The sequence below is a fragment of the Radiobacillus kanasensis genome, from assembly GCF_021049245.1.
Classification (GTDB): domain Bacteria; phylum Bacillota; class Bacilli; order Bacillales; family Amphibacillaceae; genus Radiobacillus; species Radiobacillus kanasensis.
Genome location: NZ_CP088020.1, coordinates 1,970,047 through 1,991,199, shown reverse-complemented (window position 1 = coordinate 1,991,199; position 21,153 = coordinate 1,970,047). Strand labels below are relative to the sequence as shown.

Genomic DNA, 21,153 nt, shown 5'->3' with positions numbered 1-21,153 from the left:
TGTTGTATAATCGTCATAATTGTGCAAAAAATCTAAAAAGTGAATTTTTCAGTCATTTCCGCTCACACAGAAAGGAAAAGGTATGATATAGTAGTACAAAATTAGATATTAATGGGGGTACAAACATGCGCTACTTAACAGCTGGAGAGTCACATGGGAAACAACTAACCACAATTGTAGAAGGAATTCCTTCTCTCATGCCAATAACCAAAGAGGATATTAACGAATCTCTGTTAAGACGTCAAAAGGGACACGGTAGAGGAAAGAGAATGCAAATTGAAAAGGATTTAGTAGATATGGCTGGTGGGGTAAGGCATGGATATACACTAGGTTCCCCGATTGCCATGGTTATACATAACGATGATTTTAAACATTGGGAAGATATTATGGGAGAAGATCCTTTTCCTGAGGGAGAATCTATCCGAAGAGTCGTGACAAGACCAAGACCTGGTCATGCAGACTTAAATGGTGCAATTAAATATGGTCACCGAGATATTCGAAATATACTAGAACGTTCTTCTGCTCGTGAAACGGCTGCTAGGGTTGCTGCTGGGGCTGTTGCGAAAACGTTATTGAAGCATTTAGGCATTCGAATTGTTGGCTATGTGAATGAGATTGCTGGCATAAAAGCGGAAACGAAGCCTAATCTTTCCATAGAAGATCGTATTCGTATTTCAGAGGAATCCCCTGTCCGTTGTTTAGACGAACAAGCTGGCCAAAAGATGATGGATGCGATTGACAAAGCGAAGAAGGATGGCGATTCCATAGGTGGAGTGGCAGAGGTGTACATCGAAGGAATGCCAGCTGGAATCGGATCGTATGTTCATTATGACCGCAAATTAGACGGGCGTATCGCTGGAGCAGTTGCTAGCATTAATGCTTTTAAAGGTGTTGAATTTGGGATCGGTTTTGAAGCAGCCCGCTTAAATGGAAGTCAAGTACATGACGAGATTGGTTGGAACGAGGAAGAGGGCTATTACCGGAAGACGAATCGTTTAGGTGGGTTTGAAGGCGGTATGACAACTGGAATGCCTATCGTAGTGAAAGGCGTTATGAAACCAATTCCGACTTTATATAAACCATTACAAAGTGTAGATATTGAATCTAAGGAAGCCTTTAATGCAAGTATCGAAAGGTCGGATTCTTGTGCTGTACCAGCAGCTGCTGTTGTTATGGAGCACGTAGTAGCCTTTGAAGTTGCGAAAGCGATTCTAGAACAATTCCCGAATGATCAATTTCCGAAATTAAAGAAAGCCATAGAGGAATACCGTGAAGAGGTTCGAAAATTCTAATGGAATCATCATTAACTGTTCAAACAAGTTCAGGTAACTATGTTGTAACGGTTGGGGCAGGAATTAGGAAGAAAATCTCTAGTTATTTGCCAAAATCCTATGAAAGCATATATATTGTTTCTGACCAAAAAGTAGCAGATTTATATATGGAGGATGTAAAGGCTAATTTTCCATCTTTCCAGCAAGTGGAGTCCTATGTGGTTCCCAATGGAGAAGCATCCAAAAATATCGACCAATATTATCAGCTAATTACGGACGCATTAGAAAAAGGCCTTAATCGTCATAGCCTCGTCATTGCGTTAGGTGGAGGAGTTATAGGTGATCTTGTAGGTTTCTTTGCTTCCACCTTTATGAGAGGAATTGATTTTGTTCAAATGCCTACAACGATTTTAGCTCATGACAGCAGTGTTGGTGGGAAAGTAGGGATTAATCATGCCTACGGAAAAAACCTGATTGGAAGTTTCTACCCACCAGTGGCCGTGATTTATGACGTAGAAACACTTACATCACTTCCGCAACGAGAAGTGCGATCTGGCTATGCAGAAGTTGTTAAACACGGATTCTTGCGTGATTCAGCATTTTTGACAGATGTGATTCGTACAGATTTAAACAAACCATTGTCTCAACAAACCCTTAAGGAACATCTTCTCCAAGGTATTCAAGTGAAAGCAGAAGTTGTGGAAAAAGATGAGAGAGAATCCCATCATCGAATGTTTTTAAACTTAGGTCATACACTAGGTCATGCTCTAGAATCAGAACTTGGATACGGAGTGTGGACCCATGGAGAAGCCGTTGCAGTCGGCATGTTGTTTGCACTAAAGGTAAGTGAAAAAACGTTTGAGGTTAAGCTATCTTATCAGGAGCTTTTGCAATGGTTAAAACACAATAATTATCCACTATCACTACCTGATGTCAAGGTAGCTTCTTTGCTTGAAAAAATGAAAAAAGATAAGAAATCAAGAGATAATCATGTCCAAATGGTGTTATTAAAACAAATAGGTGAGCCTATCATTCAGAAAATGGATGAGGGTTCCCTGTGTCGTGATTTGGAAGACTTCTTGGGAGAGTTGGTGCAACAAAATGATTAGAGGTGTAAGAGGAGCAACGACAGTGCTTCAAAATGAAGCGGACCAAATTATAGAACATACAAGAGCTCTAGTCGAGGAGATGACGATAAAGAACCAGATCAATCCGGAAGACATAGCATCTGTTCTGATTAGCGTTACATCTGATATTACAGCTTCCTTTCCCGCAAAGGCACTCCGATTACTCGATGGATGGACCTATGTACCTGTCATGTGTATGCAGGAAATCGATGTACCAGGTAGCTTGGAAAAATGCATCCGCGTCATGATTACAGTTAATACAACGATAGAACAAAAAGATATAGAACATATATACCATCATGATGCAAAGAAATTGCGTCCTGATTTATTGCGTTAGGAAGGAGAACGTTTTGATGACTAGCAAGCAAGTATTAAAAAGCATGTCACCCTATAAACCGGGGAAACAAATAGAAGATGTTAAAAAACAATATGGTCTTTCTCGAATTGTGAAGTTAGCCTCCAATGAAAATCCTTTTGGTTTTTCTAATAAAGTAAAAGAGGAATTGGGTCAATGGATGTCCCAACTAGAGGTTTATCCAGATGGTTATTCAACGGAACTGCGCATGGCGTTAGCTGATAAGTTAAAGGTTGAACCAGACCAACTCGTTTTTGGTGCTGGTTCCGACGAAGTGATTGAAATCATTTGTAATTCGTATTTATATCCTGGTACAAACACCATAATGGCAACCCCAACCTTCCCACAATATAAGCATAATGCTGTAATTGAAGGAGCAGATATTAAGGAAGTTCCTTTAAAAAATGGGTACCATGATGTGAAGAAAATGGTGGAGAATATTGACGAACAAACAAAAATATTATGGCTATGTTCTCCGAATAACCCAACGGGCTGCCACATCAATAAAGAAGAATTTGAGTACGTGATGAAAACTTGCCCGTCAGACGTACTTGTTGTATTTGATGAAGCTTACTACGAATATGTTGACACAGAGGATTACCCGAATACAGTCGAAGCGCTTAAGCAGTACGACAACTTAATTGTTCTTCGTACTTTTTCAAAAGCATACGGATTAGCCGGGTTAAGAGTTGGCTACGGCGTTGCGAATGAAGAGATTACACGAGCGTTAAATGTAACACGTGGTCCATTTAATACGACGAGCTTTTCGCAGAAAGCCGCGGTTATCGCTTTACAAGATGAAACCTTTTTACAAGAAACTTTTTTGAACAATAAAGCTAATAAACAATCGTTTCTATCATTTCTTCAAGGTGAAGGGCTTGCCTTTGACGATTCACAAACAAACTTTGTATTTGTCCACCTTCCAACAACGGGAGATGAAGCATTTGAATATTTACTAAGTAAAGGCTTTATTGTTCGTTCCGGAGAAGCATTAGGTCGTCCAAATGGAATCCGAATTACCATAGGGAAAAAAGAGGACATGGAAGAACTGCAATCACGCCTACAAGAATTCTTATCCTTAAAGAAGGAGAAAAAAATTGACTAAAACGGTTTTTGTCGTAGGTTTAGGTCTTATTGGTGGCTCATTAGCTAAAAGTATCAAGGGATCAACTGTTCATAAGGTTGTCGGTTATGACACCAATGAGAAAAGCTTAGAGTATGCTCAAATGCACGGAATCATTGATGATTCTGCTAAAAGCTTTGAACAAGGCGTGTTGCAAGCAGATTACGTCATCTTAAGTGCACCCGTTTCTATTACGATTTCTTACATGAACAAAATGAAGGAATTAAAGCCGGAAAAGCCCGTTTTAGTAACCGATGTATCTTCCGTTAAATCGGCTGTTATGGACACAGCAAACGAATGGACGTCGCCAGATTTTATCTTTATCGGTGGTCATCCAATGGCAGGTTCTCATAAACGGGGGATACAAGCTGCCAAGGAACATTTGTTTGAAAATGCGATCTATGTTTTGACACCATCAGCAAAAGCCTCCCAACAGCATGTAGGCGCTATAAAGGAATTGCTAGCTGGTACGAAAAGTAAATTTGTCGTTTTAAATCCGAAGGAACATGATGAGATGACGAGCGTTGTATCCCATTTTCCTCATCTAATTGCATCTTCTCTTGTCCATCAAGCGAGAACATGGCAACATACACATTCCTACTTACCGAAGCTGGCAGCAGGTGGGTTTCGAGATATTACCCGAATAGCCTCTAGTAACCCAGAAATGTGGCAGGATATCTTTTTTCAGAACAGAAGGAGTATGACACGACTCTTAGATGATTGGATAAAAGAGATGTCTTCCTTAAAATCGTTACTCGAAAACGGAGATAAAAAAACGATGGTTTCTTATTTGGAACAAGCGAGAGATTTTCGTGATGGATTAGAAGCGAAAGAAAAAGGAGCCATCCCTGCCTTTTATGATCTACTTGTCGATATTCGAGATCAAACTGGAGCTTTATTAAAAGTGGTCTCTCTATTAGCAGAAGAAGATATCAGCATTACCAATATTGAAATTTTAGAGATTCGGGAAGGGATTACAGGTGTTCTTCGTATCAGTTTTGCGGAGCAAGGACTCCAGCAAAGAAGTAACGAGATCCTTTTACGAAATGGGTATGAAACAATGATACAGGATTGAGGTGGTTCGATTGACGGAGAAAATGTTAAACCCGATTTCTTCTAGCTTAAAAGGAACGTTATCGGTTCCAGGTGATAAATCGATTTCCCATCGTGCGGTTATATTTGGATCTTTAGCAAAAGGAACTACAACTATAACGCACTTCTTAAATGGAGAGGATTGTTTACGAACTATTGATGCATTTCGGGAAATGGGAGTTCCCATTGAAGTGAAAGGGGATACGGTGAAAATCGAAGGTAATGGTGTGGATGCATTACAAGAGCCACTTCATCCCCTTTACTTAGGAAACTCCGGTACTACGACCCGATTGCTTTTAGGTGTTCTAGCTGGTTTACCTTTCCATGTTACGATACACGGGGATGATTCCTTAACAAAACGCCCCATGGATCGAATTGTCCATCCTTTGCGTCAAATGGGGGCATACATGGATGGACGAGAAAAAGGTAAATATCTTCCTTTATCTATAAGAGGAGGGAAGCTGAATCCTATTCATTATCAATCACCAGTTAAAAGCGCCCAAGTTAAATCGGGCGTGTTACTCGCCGGACTTTTAACAGAGGGGAAAACTTCTGTAACGGAATTAGCAGCAACGAGAGACCACACGGAACATATGCTTACTGCATTCGGTGGGACGATTAAAAAGGACGGTCTCACCTCTACCATTAACGGAAACCAATCCTTAACAGGAACGCAAATTGATGTGCCGGGCGATATTTCGTCGGCGGCTTTTTTCCTCGCAGCAGCTGCGATTGTAAAAGGAAGTAAGTTGGTCCTTTCCGATGTGGGTATTAATCCAACCAGGACGGGAATTATCGACGTGCTTCAAAAAATGGGAGCCACTATGAAAGTTGTTCAACAAAGAGAGATAGGGGGAGAACCTGTCGGTGATATTACGATAGAATATTCTACCCTTCAAGGAATTGAAATAGATGGAGAAATTATCCCACGCATTATCGATGAAATCCCAATCATCGCGTTGTTAGCTTCTCAGGCAAAAGGAAAAACGGTAATTCGGGACGCGGAAGAGCTAAAATTTAAGGAAACGGATCGTATAGAAGCAGTGGTGAATACTTTATCTGCTTTAGGTGTATCCATTCAAGGTACTGAGGACGGAATGGTTATTTCGGGAGAGCAGACATTAAAGGGTGCTACAGTTGATTCTTATGGAGATCACCGAATTGGCATGATGATAGCTGTTGCTTCCTTGTTGTCAAAGGAGCCAGTGACGTTAAAAAACAGCGAATGTATTGCCGTATCTTACCCGTCTTTTTTTGATGATTTAGATCGGGTTTTAGTAGATTAAGAATATCCTTGTACATCCCCTCATACCTTGTACAAACTCAGATTGGAGTGAATAAGGTATGGGGGTTTACTATTTTTATAGTGACAATGTACTAGAGGACGGAATTTGGAAATCTAAGAGTATTCACATAGAAGATGGTTGTTTTACCCGGTCTTTTTCGAGTATTGATGGTATTCAAGAAATAAACGTGGATCGTTTTTGGGTTGGTCCTGGTAAGGTGTATGTGGATGAAGAAGAATCTGTATTCGACGCATTGTCGCCAGAAACAACGGCCCAGAAGTATGTAAATCGAGGCTGTACGTTGTTACTATGTCGTCTTCCTATTAGAAGTTCCATTAGCTATAAAAAAAGATTTAAAACGTTTAAAAACAATTTATCTTTCTTACCTATTGACCATATGATTGTTCCGACCATCCCTATTCGAATTCTAAAACCACATCATATTAAGTTTTTTGGTAGGATGAAAGTACCTCTCATATTGGTGGAAGTTTCCGATGTAACAGACTTAGATTTCGTAAAATGGGAATGGATACAAGAAGCCCAGCAATTTTCCCGAACACCAATCATGATCCGCGAAGGACAACGATTTGATGAGAAAAATGGAAGGCAACTCTTTCCATTGTGGCAAACGTTATGTGAAGATCGTGATATCATCACATTACAAGAACCGGTAACCGAATTACCACTTTCAAAAAATACGCTTCGTATAACAGGTATTTCACCAGGAAAGGGAGAATTAATAGAAAATGGGTGTGCCGATTATAACTTATTTTCCCTTGAGAAAGACCCTACAATTGATGGAGATAGTCATTTTCGTTATCATAAAGCTATCCCGACGATTACAGTTAGTCGTGGTAAGGTGGTCAAAGAGAACCATCTTGTAAATACGGAGAAAATGCAGGGAGAATATATGGAAGTTTCAATTCCTAGGCATTTCATAGATCGCTAGAAAGGATGGCCAGGAGTGGAAGAAATACACGAAGCAATACTATTAATGGAACAAAATCAGACAGAAAAAGCAATAGATAAGCTAGAAGCATTTTTGCCTTCAGCTAATGAAGAAGAAAGATATACGATTGCAGAGCTATACATGCAATGGGGGATGTTAGAAGACGCGAAGGCAATTATTATCGAACTTTCCCAACGCTATCCGAAGGAAACGGAGCTTAAAATGCTTCTGAGTGAAATTTACATTGACTTAGAGGAAGACGAGGAAGCGATTGATATTTTGAATCAATTCACTCCGCAAGATGAAGAATACATGGAAGCTCTTGTCCAGCTTGCTGATTTGTATCAAACGCAAGGTCTTTTTGAAGTAGCCGAACAAAAGCTACTAGAAGCAAAACAAATCGATCCATCAGAAACAGTCATTGATTTTGCATTAGGGGAGCTAGCGTTTTCATTAGGTGAGTATTTGAAGGCAATTCCTTATTATGAAAAAGTATATCTAAACCAGACAGTGGTTGGGGATACTGAAATCGGTCTAAGACTAGCAGAAGCATATGCTGCTAGCGGAAAATTTGAAGAAGCGTTAACGTTCTATCAAGAAGCAGATAGTGAAAATCCAGAAACTTTATTTCGATTTGGCTTTACCGCTTTTCGTGCCGATCGTTTAGACATTTCGATTCAAGTATGGGAGCAGTTAATGGAAAGAGATTCACAGTTCCCTTCTGTTTACTACTATTTGGCCAAAGCTTATGAGCAAGAAGGTATGCCAGAGGATGCCTACGAAACAGCAAAAGAGGGCTTGAAAGTGGATGATTTTAATAAGGAACTATTTCATTATGCCGGTGTACTAGCTCATAAACTTGGAAGGAGCGAAGAAGGCTATCAGCTTGTAAATCAAGCGATTGAATTGGACTTCGGCTTTAAGGAAGCCGTTCTTTTCCTTGTTGAGAATTATAAACACGATCAAAACGAAGAAGAAATCGTTCAGCTGCTACAGCGTGTCATTGAAAATGGGGAAGATGATCAACAATATCGCTGGGAGCTTGCCAAAGCATATCGTGAACTAGAATTGTATGAGGATGCATTAAAGCAGTACCACGATGCATATACTAACTTCAAAGAAGATTCAGATTTCTTAAAGGAGTTTGGTTATTTTCTAGTTGAAGAAGGAAAAATGAATGAAGCCCAAGAAGTTTTCAGCAAGTACTTAGAAGTAGAACCGTCTGATCATGAAGTGGAGGAATTCCTTCAAAGACTGGCCGAACAGTAGGATAATACCGAACTTTCCTTTTGGGGTAGGAGGGGGAAATTGTTGAATACACCTGTATCTACGAAAGATAAGAAGGATTTTATAAAATGGTTTTTAAGCAACTATCAGTTGAAGAGAAGAGAAAGTGTATGGATCTTAAATTATTTAATTAATCATGATTCACTACTGAAAAATGTCCATTTTATCACCGAGGCTAGATTCTGCCCTAGAGGTATTATTATTTCCACACATTGCTCGGAAGATATCCCATTTCGATTTTACAAAAATCATATTGTTACAACAGATGCAGAAAAATCGTTTCACGATATTCGATTGAATCGTAATGAGCCGATTTACATTCAACTAAATTTCAGTAATGCTAAACAATGTCCGGATTATGTGGCCGTTTTAGAGGATAATCCTTTTATACCAGAAGGCTATTACATCACAAAAAAGGATAAATCCATGGCCCAATCTTTATTAGATGCCTCTCTCTATCAATTCCAACGAGACCAGCTTCAAGAAAAAATTAATCAGGCATTGGATGAACGAAATCAACAGGAGTTTATTAAGCTCTCTGAAAAGTTATCTGAATTAGAGGTATCCTTTCAGGCATTGCGGACTGTAAAATAAAAATGGATGAAGATGACGAATTTCACGTGATCGTGGAGTTCGTTTTTTTTCTGCGTAAAAAAGGATACTCTCGAATTTTCCTTATATTTTTAGTACTATTAACAAAGAATAAAGAAAGGTAGGAATTCGTTTATGCAATGGAAAGAACAGGATATGCATCAATACATAGAGGCGCAAGAATACGTGGATACGCTAGTCATTCCACTAATACCTATCCAACTAGAAAAGCCAAATGAGATTGTAAAGCACGCTGCTATGTCAGAACTAACGGAATATGGCGCAAAGGCCATCGAAAATCAATTTAAAGGGCGAATTTTTCTTTCACCTAGCTTTCAATATTTTAAGTCATCATCCACGAAGCTTGATACTATTTCTCTGCAGCAGTGGATAGCTTATTATGATCATCTTCCGTTTAAGCATGTCTTCCTATTTACCTTCGATCATGCATGGAAAAAGGTAGAACGAGAATTAAATGCTTCCTTGCTATGGCTTCCAGCAATTAGTGGGAAAGTAGAAGATGCAAAAACAAGCGAAATCCTAAAAGAACAACTTAATCAAATGATGGATTTAATCCAATCATACTGGCAAGAATGAAACTATATTCCGGAATGATATTTTATTGACCGGACAAACAGTTTGCGCTATCATGGTAATGTCCTAGTAAAATAATGATAAATCTTACCATGTACGTTGGATCATAGCATAGAGGGGGGTAAACAATGAGTGAAAAGAAACAACAAGTATCCCGTCGCCAATTTTTAAATTATACACTTACTGGTGTAGGAGGATTCATGGCTGCCGGAATGCTTGCGCCTATGGTTCGATTTGCAATTGATCCTGTACTTCAGCCTTCTGCTCAAGGGGAATTCGCTGCAGTTGCTCAGGTAGATGATATAACGACAGAACCTACTAGAGTAGAATGGACCATTGATCAGGTTGATGGTTGGTATGAATCAAAAGTAACCAAAACGGCTTGGGTGTACAAACAAGAAGACGGTAGTATATTAGCATTATCTCCTGTATGTAAACACCTTGGATGTGTTGTTAACTGGGAAGGGAACGAACAATTCCCAAATGAATTCTACTGTCCTTGTCACGGAGGAAGATATTATAAAGACGGAGTGAATGTTCCGAATACACCTCCAGCTGCAGCATTAGATGTATTTCAACATAAAATTGAAGAGGGAACGTTATACTTAGGAAAAGCGGAACCGAGAAAGGAGGCGTAATGGATGCTACAAAAGATTTATGATTGGGTAGATGAACGTGTCGATATTACGCCTTTGTGGCGGGATATTGCGGATCATGAGGTGCCTGAACACGTAAACCCGGCCCACCATTTCTCTGCATTTGTTTATTGTTTTGGTGGCTTAACTTTCTTCGTAACGGTTATCCAGATTCTTTCTGGAATGTTCCTTACGATGTACTATGTACCAGATATAGAAAATGCATGGAGATCTGTGTATTATCTGCAAACTGAAGTGGCACACGGACAAATCGTTCGAGGAATGCACCACTGGGGTGCGAGTGTTGTAATTGTGATGTTATTTCTACATACATTACGTGTATTTTTCCAAGGCGCATATAAGAAGCCACGTGAGTTAAACTGGATGATCGGTGTATTGCTATTCTTTGTTATGCTCGGTCTTGGTTTAACAGGATATTTGCTACCATGGGATAACAAAGCATACTTTGCAACTCAAGTTACACTAGAAATTGCCGAAGGGGTTCCTTTTATAGGGACTGAGATAAAGACATTATTATCCGGTGACCCAGAAATTGTAGGGGCACAAACGTTGACGCGTTTCTTCGCGATTCACGTCTTTTTCTTACCAGCTGCACTATTTGCTCTCATGGCAGCTCACTTTATTATGATTAGAAAACAGGGTATTTCAGGTCCACTATAAAATCAAAATGACATCGAAAAGGAGGGAACGCTGTGCATAGGGGAAAAGGGATGAAGTTTGTTGGAGACTCGCGTGTAAAGGCTGACAAAGTTAAGTTTATTCCAAAGGATTACTCAGAATATCCAGGGAGAACGGAAGCATTCTGGCCAAACTTTCTACTAAAGGAATGGTTAGTTGGTGCTGTTTTCTTGGTTGGATTCTTGTGTTTAACACTTGCACATCCAGCACCATTAGAAGGGATGGCGGATCCAACTGATGCGGCTTATATTCCGTTACCAGACTGGTATTTCTTATTTTTATATCAATTCTTAAAATATGAATTTGCCAGTGGTCCATATTTCGTCATTGGTGCACTAATTATTCCTGGTCTTGCTTTTGGTGGACTGTTGCTTGCTCCTTTCTTAGACAAAGGACCTCACCGTCGCCCAACAAAGAGACCAATTGCAACAGCTCTTATGCTGGTTGGAATTGCTTCTGTGTTCTGGCTTACGTATGAAGCTGCAGATCACGTAGAGTGGGAAACACGTGCGGAAGAAAACAAGCCTGTATGGCCATCTGCAGTAGAAATTGATAAAGAAGCGGAAGGCTATGCTCTTTATGAAAACAGTTGTTTACAATGTCACGGTGAAAATCTGGAAGGTGGCGGAGCTGCCCCAGGCTTGGTTGGTACAGAAAAAACTGTGGACGAAATTAAAGACATTGCTGTGAATGGTATCAATACGATGCCTGCAGGTGTTTTTAAAGGTTCTGAAGAAGAACTTACCAAGCTAGCAGAATTTATCAAATCTGTTGGACAAGAAGAGTAAGACAGAAACCCTCGTCACTATGACGAGGGTTTTTATAGCTTTATTGGCTTGATTGACAAAGGATGGTGTCCGTTAACATGCTTCGAAATTTACTATATCATCGCACATTTATGACTCTGTTATTGATCATTAACGTTTTAGGTACGATATACGGATATATATGGTATGAAGGTCAACTTGCTGTTACACCGCCACATTTTTTACTATTTGTACCCGACAGCCCAACAGCAAGCTTGTTTTTTTGTCTGTTTTTGTTTTTTTACTTATCGGGAAGAAAGGTTCCTTACATAGAAGCGCTTGCTGTTATTACGTTGTTTAAGTATGGAGTATGGGCTGTTGTCATGAATATCCTAACTTTACTAGTAGATGGGTACATAGGTTGGGTAGGTTACATGTTAATCGCATCGCACGGAGCCATGGCAATTCAAGGCCTATTATATGCGCCTCTTTATACGATTAGATTAAGGCACATTATGGTAGCTGCTGTTTGGACATTACATAATGATGTAATTGATTATGTGTTCGGTATGATGCCGACCTATAGTTCGCTCTCCTTATATATGAAAGAGATTGGCTATTTTACATTCTGGCTTAGTGTTCTTTCCATTGCTATTGCTTATCTCGTATCGACGAAAAAATCGATATCGATATCGTACAATCCTTAATAAATGGTCTAATTTGGGTCCTACAATCATACATTTCAAACAGAATGGATGAAAGTAGGGGTCTCAAATGAAGCAGAGAATTATGGCAGTTATAAGTATCACGGTATTATGTTGGAGTATGGGATCTTACATTTTTTCAGATAACGCGTTTGCCGACCATCATTCGGACATTTCGGAAACGTTATATGAATACCAACGATTTGTTCAGGATGGGAGATTGGAAAATGCGGAGTCTGTTTTGAACCGTCATAAAGATGATTTAGAAAAGTGGATAAGCGATCATGCTCCTGAAGAATCTCAAAAGGAATTATTTGAAATATTAAATCAGAACTTACTCTCTATTTCAAATGACTCCATTTCGAAAGTGGAAAAATTAAAATATGCTTATACGCTTTTATTAGCCTTTGATTCGGTGTCTAATCCAAACGTAGCAATTTGGAAGGATTGGGAAACGAACCTTCAGGCCACATTAGCCTCTATTATAGAGCAGGATTCGCCCGTTACAGATGAACAGTTACAGGATGTGATGTACAAATGGGAAATCATTGCTCCTTCGTTAAAAATGACAGCAAGTGACGAGGTATATGATTCTTTGCATAAAGCCTATCAAAAGATAGGGGAAGCATCCACAGATGACGAGAAAAACAAATGGCTACAGAGCACGTACCGAGAAATGAAAGTGTTAGATGTGACGACCATGGGCCATAATAAACAGATGTCTAACTTTTTTATTATGCTAATGATTGTGGGTGGCGTTATTACGTGTACATTATCTTATGTAGCTTGGAAAAAATATATAGGGGAAAAGAAAAAGAAGCACAGGTTAAGTAATTAAGTTGACTATTTCCTTAATTTTGACTAAAATTGACCTTAAGTAACACAAGGATATACTAATGGAGGAATGAACTATGGGATTAGGTGGTTATTTGATTTATATAGCTCTTTTGATTGTGATTCCCCTATGGGCTCAATCCAAGGTAAAGAGCACGTATAAAAAGTATTCAAAGGTTGCCACTTCGTCATATATGACAGGCGCACAAGTTGCTCGAAAAATTCTAGATGATAATGGATTGTATAATGTGTCCATTGAAGAAACAAGAGGAGTACTTTCGGATCATTATGATCCAAGAAAGAAAGTAGTTCGTTTATCCTCTGGAAATTATCACGGACAATCAATGGCTTCTTCTGCTATCGCGGCTCACGAAGTTGGACATGCGATACAAGATGCAGAAGCATATGCATTCCTTCGATTTAGACATGCTTTAGTACCAGTTGCAAATCTAGGATCTAACTTCTCGTTTATCCTTATTATCGCTGGTGCAGTATTAGGAGCTATGAACTTAGTACTAGCAGGGATTATCTTTATGTCCTTTGCGGTATTGTTCCAGCTTGTTACGTTACCGGTGGAGTTCAATGCATCCAACCGTGCCATGGCACAACTAGTGTCAAGTGGGGTAATCCGAAATAACGAAGAGCGTGAAACGAAGAAGGTATTAAATGCAGCAGCTCTTACTTACGTAGCTGCAGCGCTAGTAGCTCTAGCAGAATTGATTCGCTTTGTTCTTATGTTTTTAGTACCACAAGATGATTAATGAAAACAGGGCTTGGGCAAAAGTGCTCTTGTCATAATAAAAATCCGAACTAAGGTTCAAAATTCTTTCATTAGAATTCGAATCAGTTCGGATTTTTCTTTTAGGATGCTTTTGTAAATATGTTGCTAATCATTCTAAATTGCGACGTAATACTGCTTGGATAATCACTATTGCTCAAGTTAAGAATACAGGCCACGTTCTGGCGGCATACTTTTTTAACCTCAAAAAAATCGACATGTTGCCATATCTAGCAAATATTCTAGGCTTCATATCCTGAAATTGAAGGAAGCTAAAGATTTTGTCCCAGACTAGGTGTAAGGGACGACTTCGCCTTACCCTCAGCTGAAATCAACCTAGTCTGCGTTTCTTACCTTACTTTAATGCGATATTGGATTTTTATTTTCGTCTAACGTAAACCCTTCTCCTAATACATCATGAACAGACGATACAGCTACAAAAGCATGTGGATCGACGGAGTTTATAATGTTTTTCAACCGGAAAATCTCATTTCTACCAACCACACAATATAAGACATCTCGGTTTTCTCCTGTATATCGACCTCGTCCTTGTAATACCGTAACTCCCCGTTCCATATCTTGAATGATTTTATCAGCTATTTCATTACTTTTTCCGGAAATAATCGTGGCACCACGAGCGGTATAGGCACCTTCTTGAATGAAATCAATAACTCTCGCTCCAATGTAGACAGCAACTAGTGTGTACATTCCTTCCACTAATTCTAAATACGCTATGATAGAAGTTGCAATAACCACCGCGTCAAAGAGAAACATGGTTTTTCCCATGCTCCATCCTGCATATTTATGGACAATTCTCGCAATGATATCGACCCCACCAGTCGTTCCACCATACCGAAAAATAATCCCAAGTCCAATTCCAATTGTTACACCAGCAAACAGGGCAACCAATGTCATATCAGATTGTAAATGTAATTGATAGGTATGTTGCTGAAAGATCCAAAGAAAGGCGGAAACGGCTAGTGTCCCAATAACCGTATATAAGAACATGTTCCGACCTAAAAACCTCCAGCCTACAGCAAAGGTAGGGATATTTAAGACGATGTTAGAGATGGCAGGATCCCATCCCCACAAAAAATAAAATAAAAGAGTGATCCCTGTAAACCCACCTTCTCCAAGATTATTTTGCATGTTAAAATGGACAATTCCAAATGAGAAAATAGCGGAACCGAGCAGTATAAAAAAGATATTTTTAAGACGTAAACCAAAAATCATGAAGCACCTCCTGTATCATTTCCCGTTCTTATTATAGACAAACAGATGATTCCTAACAATCGAATTCTTAGGATAAAGTGAATAATTTGTCAAAATCTACACGATTAGCTAACATATAGGATAAAGTGATGAATGAAGGGAAGAAAAGAGGTTTAAGATGATAGAGAAACCGAATACGCCAATTTATGATACCTATGAGATACAGAAAAGGGTCGATGCCTACATATCCCAGTTTAAAGAGGGTTATTTTTCTCCATTAGCTATGGTCGCTCGCTTAACCGAGGAAGTAGGAGAAATAGCCCGTGAGGTCAATCATTTTTATGGAGAGAAGCCTAAAAAGGCAAGCGAAAAGGAGAATACAATCGAAGAAGAATTGGGTGATCTTATATTTGTACTTGCTTCATTCGCCAATTCTTTAGACATCGATTTATCCGATTCCTTTCATAGAGCGATAACGAAGATCGAAACAAGAGACAAAGATAGATGGACGAAGAAGTAGGAGGATATCTTATGAATACAGTAAAAATAGTAGTAGCAGGTCCTAGAGGTAAAATGGGTAGTGAAGCGCTACGTATGATTGAAAAACAAGAAAGTTATGAGCTTGTTGCTTGTGTGGACAGAAAACATGGGGGCTGGAAAGTAAAAGATGTAGAAGGGTTACCTGTATTTGACGCGCTTATCTATGAAAACATGGACGAGTGCTTACAAACTGTTGAAGCCGATGTGTTAATTGATTTAACCACTCCAGAAGTGGGTTATAAACATACTAAATCGGCATTAGAACATGGAGTTCGCCCTGTAGTGGGTACAACTGGTTTTACGACAGATCAGTTGGACGAACTAACTGATCTGTCCGAACAAAAAGGGCTTGGAGCTGTTATTGCACCGAATTTCGCCATCGGTGCCGTTCTTATGATGCAATTTTCCAAGTGGGCAGCTAAATATTTTCCGAATGTTGAGATCATTGAGCGCCACCATGACCAAAAACTCGATGCTCCATCTGGTACGGCTGTGAAAACAGCTGAGTTGATTCAAGAAGTTCGTGAAAGCCAATCTCAAGGTCACCCTAATGAAAAAGAAACGATTCCTGGTGCTAGGGGAGCCGACTTTGATGGAATGCGAATTCATAGCGTAAGGCTACCGGGTCTAGTTGCACATCAAGAAGTTGTATTTGGGGACTCTGGACAAAACCTTACCATTAAACACGATTCTTTTCACCGAGAATCTTTTATGTCAGGGGTTAAGCTTGCGGTGGATCAGGTGCTTGAGTTAGATGTGCTCGTGTACGGGTTAGAAAACCTAATGGAATGAGGGGAAGCTCATGAATATTGCATTAATTGCGCACGATGAAAAGAAGAAAGAGATGATGGACTTTACGATTGCCTATAAACACATTTTACAGGAGCATTCTCTTTTTGCGACAGGTACGACTGGAAAACGAATCGAAGAAGCTACTCAATTAACAGTATATCGATTTCAATCAGGACCACTTGGTGGAGATCAACAGATTGGTGCCATGGTAGCTGAAAACAAAATGGACATGATTATTTTCCTTCGCGACCCTTTAACGGCTCAACCTCATGAGCCTGATGTAACTGCGTTGATTCGATTATGTGATGTTTACAAGGTGCCGCTCGCTACTAACATCGGGACAGCAGAGGTATTTATTCGTGGTTTAGATGCAGGCTTGCTTCAGTGGAGAGAAGTTGTGGAAGCAAAAGGTGCCGATAAGTGATGAAGCGAATTGGAATTACGTGTTATCCATCTGTCGGGGGCTCAGGAGTTATTGCCACCGAACTTGGTAAAATGTTAGCAGCACACGGTTATCAAGTGCATTTTATTACATCCAGTATTCCTTTTCGATTAAATGTTGCGAACCCGAACATTTTTTTTCATGAAGTAGAAGTGAACCATTACCCGGTTTTTCAATATCCACCGTATGATCTTGCGTTAGCTAATAAAATGGCTGAAGTCATCGATACGGAGCAACTAGATATCTTACACGTGCATTATGCAATGCCGCATGCGATATGTGCGATATTAGCTAAGCAAATGGCAAAGCGAGATGTTAAGATCGTAACAACGCTTCACGGTACGGATATTACGGTGCTTGGTATTGATAAAAGTCTGAAGAAAATGATTAAACACGGGATTGAGCAATCTGATGTCGTAACCGCTGTTTCTCACAGTTTAGTAAAGCAGACAAAGGAAATGTTAGATATTGAAAAAGAGATTCAAGTGGTCTATAACTTTGTAGATGAATCCGAGTATCACGTAAGAGAAGATCGCGATGAATGGAAGAAGAAATACGATATACTACCGGATGAAAAAGTTCTCATACATATTTCCAATTTTCGAAAAGTGAAACGAGTAGAAGATATCGTATATGCCTTTGAAAAAATTTCAGCTAAGATCCCTTCTAAGTTATTGCTCGTTGGAGACGGACCTGATTATTCAGAAATTCGTCAGCTCGTCCACATGCTCGGGTTAAGCGAGAAGGTACTCTTTTTAGGCAGACAAAATAATGTTGCAAACATTCTCGCCATGGCAGATTTAAAATTGTTGCTTTCAGAAAAAGAAAGCTTTGGACTAGTCTTGTTAGAAGCGATGGCATGTGGGGTTCCTTGCATAGGTTCTAATGCAGGAGGAATTCCAGAAGTGATTGAGGATGGTATAAATGGATTTATTACGGAAATCGGAAATATTGACCAGGTGGTTGAAAGAGCCATTCAATTGCTGACCGATTCCACACTTCATCGAACCTTTTCTGCAAATGGTTTGAACAAAGTGAAAGAAGAGTTTCACTCTACAACGATCCTGAAGCAATACATCCGAACATACGAGGCCTGAAGGGGTGTTTCAATATGAACACAGGCTTTCAAAAAGGAAAAAAAATCATAGAAACATTAAAAGACAATGGGTATGAAGCTTATTTTGTTGGTGGATATGTTCGGGATTTTCTGTTAAAAAGGAAGACGAATGACATTGACATTGCAACATCAGCAAAACCGGAACAAGTTCAAGAAATTTTCCCGAAAGTGATCCCAGTTGGGATTGAACATGGGACGGTTATCGTACGTATGCAAGGGGAGTCGTTTGAAGTAACTACGTTCCGAGAGGAGAGTAGTTACTCGGATTTTAGACATCCAGATCAGGTTCAATTTGTACATGAAATTGAGAAAGACTTGTCACGGCGTGATTTTACGATGAATGCTATCGCGATGGATGAGACAGGTAATCTTTTCGATCCATTTAATGGGCAAGCTGACTTAACTAATCAACAGATTCGTACGGTAAGGGAGCCGTCATTACGTTTTCAAGAAGACCCCTTACGCATCATGCGCGCTGCACGTTTTGTTAGTCAATTAGGATTTCATGTTGAACCTAATTCAAAAAAAGCAATGAAGGAGTATGGACCCTTATTAGCAAACATTTCGATCGAACGAATTGTACAAGAGTTTGAAAAGCTTTTGGCTGGTCGGTTTGTGGAACGTGGATTACAGCTATTTTTCGAAACAAGACTTGCATCACAGATCCCTGTCATACAGGAATCAGGCAATATCCAAGATCGGATAAGGGCTCTTTCTAAACCATTAGGACATATTCGTGAGTTGCTAACTCTCTGCCACTTTTTAGATGATACTATTGGAATTCGTGTTTTTGGCCAAAAGTGGAAGCTTTCTAGACATACCCAAAGGGAAGCAGAACAGCTCGTAACTGCTACTTACTATTTTCAGGAACATGGTCTTGACGCTTGGATGATTTATCAGCTACCAGCTTCTTTAGACGAGAGCTTTATCCGTGTTCTTGATGTATTAAACAATCATACAATCTCATTGGACAGTGTGTTAGAAATTCGACGACAATTACCGATAAAAGAAAGAAAACAGTTGAGTATCAATGGCACTGACCTTGCTAGTTGGTTTCCCCAAAAACAAAAAGGTCCTTGGATTGGCATGTGGACGGAAGCCATTGAGCATGCTGTAGTAATTGGAAAACAACGAAACGATAAAAAGAAGATAAAGGAGTGGGTGCTAAGTCATGGAGAACACCCGCCAACGAATTATTAACCTTTTAGAGAAAGCAAAAGCCGAGTACATCTCCGGACAACAAATTTCAAATGTTTTGGAAATATCTCGAACCGCTGTATGGAAGCATATGAAGGAATTAGAAAAAGATGGATATGTGATTGAGGCTATCGCCAAAAAAGGCTATAAGATTATCGAATCTCCAGACAAGCTAAGCGTTAACACGATTCAATGGGGACTTCACACCGATTGGTTAGGAAAACAGGTGATTCATAAACCAGTCACCCCTTCCACTCAAACGCTGGCACAAAAACTAGCTATTGATGGAGCCGAGCATGGGACGGTTGTGATTGCAGATGAACAAACTGCAGGAAAAGGTCGATTAAATCGCGCCTGGCATTCACCAAATCAAGGAATTTGGATGAGTCTACTTCTGCGACCAGTTGTACTCCCATACCAAGCGTCCCAGCTAACCTTATTAACCGCGACAGTATTAGTGAAGGTGATTGAAGAAATCACATCGGTAAGACCAGCTATTAAATGGCCAAATGATATATTTATTGGGGATCGAAAAGTAGCTGGAATACTGACAGAGATGCAATCTGAGCATGACCAGATTCAATACTTGATCATCGGTATTGGAATAAATGTTAATCAGAAGGGGACAGACTTCCCTGAAGAACTTAGAGAAAAAGCGACTAGTATTCGAACGGAAACAGACAAAGAATGGGACATGCGTGTGATCATCCAACATATCTTGCAGGACTTTGAAAAAAAGTATGAGCACTACATAAAGGAAGGATTTGCAACCATTCGATCTATTTGGGAAGACTACGGATATAAAATTGGCCACGAAGTAACGGTGAAAACAATGCAAGAAGAGCAACGTGTAAAAATAGTTGGCTTACAAGAAGATGGTTCTTTGTTAGTAGAAAACAACGGGAAACGAACACCGTTATATTCCGGTGAGATTATTTGGTGAAGGAGCTTGAATATGAAAACAAATCTTCAACTTCAAAAAATGAAGCAGGAAAATGAAAAAATCACCATGATTACGGCGTATGACTATCCATCCGCTCTTACTGCACAAGAAGCCAGTGTGGATATGGTGTTGGTCGGGGATTCCCTCGGAATGGTCGTATTAGGGTATGACTCTACTGTCCAAGTAACCGTAGACGATATGATCCACCATGGGAAGGCAGTAACAAGAGCAGCTACGGATACGTTTGTTGTCGTCGATATGCCCTTCATGTCCTATCATATCTCCATGGAAGATTCCTTACTCAATGCACGTAGAATTTTCCAACAAACGAACGCACAAGCCTTAAAGCTAGAGGGCGCGTCGGAAGAAGTATTGGCCTTGACTAAAAAATTGACGGACGCAGGTATCCCGGTTGTATCCCATATCGGTTTGACCCCTCAATCCGTTCATGTACTCGGTGGCTTTAAAGTACAGGGGAAAGATAAACAAGCAGCTGAAAAACTGTTGCGCGATGCACAACAATTAGAGGCACATGGTGCAATGGCTATCGTGTTAGAATGTGTACCTAAACAACTGGCTTCTGTGATTACGAGCCATGTAAAGATTCCAACAATCGGTATAGGTGCTGGTCCTGATTGTGATGGGCAAGTGTTGGTCTATCATGATCTTGTACAGTATGGTGTCTCAAGGTTACCGAAATTTGTGAAAGCTTATGAAGATATCTCTTCTCCTATCCGAACAGCTATCGAGTCTTACATAAAAGAAGTAAAACAGCAAACGTTCCCGTCAGAAGACCATTCCTATACCATGAATGAGGAGCTTTTGAAGGATTTATAACA

The 21,153-nt window shown here is 39.8% G+C and carries 24 protein-coding genes; 23 read left to right on the top strand and 1 reads right to left on the bottom strand.

Annotation, left to right across the window (positions count from 1 at the left end; genetic code table 11):
* Nucleotides 1-125 precede the first annotated feature (125 nt).
* From aroC to KO561_RS10260, 16 genes are all read left to right on the top strand, one after another.
* Nucleotides 126-1,292, top strand: coding sequence for a chorismate synthase (aroC, locus tag KO561_RS10335; RefSeq protein ID WP_231093136.1), 1,167 nt, complete (start codon nt 126-128; stop codon nt 1,290-1,292).
* The gene (gene aroB, locus KO561_RS10330) at nt 1,292-2,380 is read left to right on the top strand and encodes a 3-dehydroquinate synthase (protein ID WP_231093135.1); all 1,089 of its coding nucleotides are present in this window, start codon (nt 1,292-1,294) and stop codon (nt 2,378-2,380) included. Before aroC ends, aroB begins: the two co-directional genes overlap by 1 nt.
* Nucleotides 2,373-2,735, top strand: coding sequence for a chorismate mutase (aroH, locus tag KO561_RS10325; RefSeq protein WP_231093134.1), 363 nt, complete (start codon nt 2,373-2,375; stop codon nt 2,733-2,735). Before aroB ends, aroH begins: the two co-directional genes overlap by 8 nt.
* A gap of 16 nt (nt 2,736-2,751) precedes the next feature.
* The gene (gene hisC, locus KO561_RS10320; protein ID WP_231093133.1) at nt 2,752-3,858 is read left to right on the top strand and encodes a histidinol-phosphate transaminase; all 1,107 of its coding nucleotides are present in this window, start codon (nt 2,752-2,754) and stop codon (nt 3,856-3,858) included.
* A complete protein-coding gene (locus KO561_RS10315; protein ID WP_231093132.1) occupies nt 3,851-4,951 on the top strand; it encodes a prephenate dehydrogenase in 1,101 nt (366 codons plus the stop codon). The genes hisC and KO561_RS10315 overlap by 8 nt, the downstream gene beginning before the upstream one ends.
* A 10-nt stretch (nt 4,952-4,961) precedes the next feature.
* Nucleotides 4,962-6,254 carry a 3-phosphoshikimate 1-carboxyvinyltransferase gene (gene aroA, locus KO561_RS10310; protein WP_408004811.1) on the top strand — a complete coding sequence of 431 codons (1,293 nt, stop codon included), beginning with the start codon at nt 4,962-4,964 and terminating at the stop codon, nt 6,252-6,254.
* A 58-nt stretch (nt 6,255-6,312) separates the two neighbouring features.
* Nucleotides 6,313-7,203, top strand: coding sequence for a hypothetical protein (locus KO561_RS10305; protein WP_231093131.1), 891 nt, complete (start codon nt 6,313-6,315; stop codon nt 7,201-7,203).
* A gap of 15 nt (nt 7,204-7,218) precedes the next feature.
* Nucleotides 7,219-8,472 (top strand): tetratricopeptide repeat protein, encoded by a 1,254-nt coding sequence (locus KO561_RS10300; RefSeq protein ID WP_231093130.1) that lies wholly within the window; start codon nt 7,219-7,221, stop codon nt 8,470-8,472.
* Between the two features lie 42 nt (nt 8,473-8,514).
* The gene (locus KO561_RS10295; RefSeq protein ID WP_231097092.1) at nt 8,515-9,084 is read left to right on the top strand and encodes a ReoY family proteolytic degradation factor; all 570 of its coding nucleotides are present in this window, start codon (nt 8,515-8,517) and stop codon (nt 9,082-9,084) included.
* 132 nt (nt 9,085-9,216) lie between these two features.
* Complete coding sequence (locus KO561_RS10290; RefSeq protein ID WP_231097011.1) at nt 9,217-9,678, top strand: DUF2487 family protein; 462 nt, start codon at nt 9,217-9,219, stop codon at nt 9,676-9,678.
* Between the two features lie 125 nt (nt 9,679-9,803).
* Nucleotides 9,804-10,313 carry a QcrA and Rieske domain-containing protein gene (locus tag KO561_RS10285; RefSeq protein WP_231097010.1) on the top strand — a complete coding sequence of 170 codons (510 nt, stop codon included), beginning with the start codon at nt 9,804-9,806 and terminating at the stop codon, nt 10,311-10,313.
* Nucleotides 10,314-10,316: 3 nt separating this feature from the next.
* Complete coding sequence (qcrB, locus tag KO561_RS10280; protein ID WP_231097009.1) at nt 10,317-10,991, top strand: menaquinol-cytochrome c reductase cytochrome b subunit; 675 nt, start codon at nt 10,317-10,319, stop codon at nt 10,989-10,991.
* 32 nt (nt 10,992-11,023) lie between these two features.
* Nucleotides 11,024-11,797: a menaquinol-cytochrome c reductase cytochrome b/c subunit gene (locus KO561_RS10275; RefSeq protein ID WP_231097008.1), complete on the top strand. Its 774-nt coding sequence runs from the start codon at nt 11,024-11,026 to the stop codon at nt 11,795-11,797.
* 77 nt (nt 11,798-11,874) lie between these two features.
* The gene (lhaT, locus tag KO561_RS10270; protein ID WP_231097007.1) at nt 11,875-12,462 is read left to right on the top strand and encodes a lipoprotein heptaprenylglyceryl N-acetyltransferase LhaT; all 588 of its coding nucleotides are present in this window, start codon (nt 11,875-11,877) and stop codon (nt 12,460-12,462) included.
* Nucleotides 12,463-12,529: 67 nt separating this feature from the next.
* On the top strand, nt 12,530-13,297 hold the full coding sequence (locus KO561_RS10265; protein WP_231097006.1) for a sporulation protein YpjB: 768 nt from the start codon (nt 12,530-12,532) through the stop codon (nt 13,295-13,297).
* 73 nt (nt 13,298-13,370) lie between these two features.
* Nucleotides 13,371-14,054 (top strand): zinc metallopeptidase, encoded by a 684-nt coding sequence (locus tag KO561_RS10260; RefSeq protein WP_231097005.1) that lies wholly within the window; start codon nt 13,371-13,373, stop codon nt 14,052-14,054.
* 377 nt (nt 14,055-14,431) lie between these two features.
* Here KO561_RS10260 and KO561_RS10255 read toward each other — a convergent pair whose 3' ends face one another.
* Nucleotides 14,432-15,304 (bottom strand): YitT family protein, encoded by an 873-nt coding sequence (locus tag KO561_RS10255; protein WP_231097004.1) that lies wholly within the window; start codon nt 15,302-15,304, stop codon nt 14,432-14,434.
* 157 nt (nt 15,305-15,461) lie between these two features.
* Here KO561_RS10255 and KO561_RS10250 point away from each other — a divergent pair, with 157 nt between their 5' ends.
* Genes KO561_RS10250 through panB form a run of 7 tightly spaced genes read left to right on the top strand, consistent with a single transcriptional unit; the run spans nt 15,462 to nt 21,151 of the window.
* Entirely contained in the window at nt 15,462-15,803 is a 342-nt protein-coding gene (locus KO561_RS10250) for a nucleotide pyrophosphohydrolase (protein ID WP_231097003.1), read from the top strand.
* 11 nt (nt 15,804-15,814) lie between these two features.
* Nucleotides 15,815-16,615: a 4-hydroxy-tetrahydrodipicolinate reductase gene (dapB, locus tag KO561_RS10245; RefSeq protein WP_231097002.1), complete on the top strand. Its 801-nt coding sequence runs from the start codon at nt 15,815-15,817 to the stop codon at nt 16,613-16,615.
* Nucleotides 16,616-16,625: 10 nt separating this feature from the next.
* On the top strand, nt 16,626-17,039 hold the full coding sequence (mgsA, locus tag KO561_RS10240) for a methylglyoxal synthase (RefSeq protein WP_231097001.1): 414 nt from the start codon (nt 16,626-16,628) through the stop codon (nt 17,037-17,039).
* Nucleotides 17,039-18,154: an N-acetyl-alpha-D-glucosaminyl L-malate synthase BshA gene (gene bshA, locus KO561_RS10235; RefSeq protein WP_231097091.1), complete on the top strand. Its 1,116-nt coding sequence runs from the start codon at nt 17,039-17,041 to the stop codon at nt 18,152-18,154. The genes mgsA and bshA overlap by 1 nt, the downstream gene beginning before the upstream one ends.
* A 14-nt stretch (nt 18,155-18,168) precedes the next feature.
* The gene (locus KO561_RS10230) at nt 18,169-19,374 is read left to right on the top strand and encodes a CCA tRNA nucleotidyltransferase (protein WP_231097000.1); all 1,206 of its coding nucleotides are present in this window, start codon (nt 18,169-18,171) and stop codon (nt 19,372-19,374) included.
* Nucleotides 19,346-20,314 carry a biotin--[acetyl-CoA-carboxylase] ligase gene (locus tag KO561_RS10225; RefSeq protein ID WP_231096999.1) on the top strand — a complete coding sequence of 323 codons (969 nt, stop codon included), beginning with the start codon at nt 19,346-19,348 and terminating at the stop codon, nt 20,312-20,314. The genes KO561_RS10230 and KO561_RS10225 overlap by 29 nt, the downstream gene beginning before the upstream one ends.
* Nucleotides 20,315-20,326: 12 nt before the next feature.
* Nucleotides 20,327-21,151 (top strand): 3-methyl-2-oxobutanoate hydroxymethyltransferase, encoded by an 825-nt coding sequence (panB, locus tag KO561_RS10220; RefSeq protein ID WP_231096998.1) that lies wholly within the window; start codon nt 20,327-20,329, stop codon nt 21,149-21,151.
* Nucleotides 21,152-21,153: the final 2 nt, after the last annotated feature.